The following is a 201-nucleotide window of genomic DNA, read 5'->3' as shown; positions in this document are numbered from 1 at the left end:
TTGTTTGTGCGTCACTTCCGCAAGCTGGTGGCGGATGGCCACGTCTATGTCGCGATGCCGCCGCTGTACCGGATCGACGTCGGTAAAGATGTCTACTACGCGTTAGACGAAGGTGAAAAGCAGGGCGTTCTTGAACGCATTAAAGCCGAAAATAAGCGTGGCAAAGTGAACGTCCAGCGCTTTAAAGGTCTGGGTGAAATG

General features: G+C 52.7%; 1 pseudogene. It reads left to right on the top strand.

What is annotated here, in order from left to right:
- Nucleotides 1-201: pseudogene (locus B2067_RS14060) on the top strand (DNA topoisomerase IV subunit B); the annotation flags it as partial.

It is taken from the genome of Thalassolituus sp. UBA2590, assembly GCF_002339775.1.
Classification (GTDB): Bacteria; Pseudomonadota; Gammaproteobacteria; order Pseudomonadales; family Oceanobacteraceae; genus Thalassolituus.
This window is presented reverse-complemented; position numbering and strand designations above follow the sequence as displayed.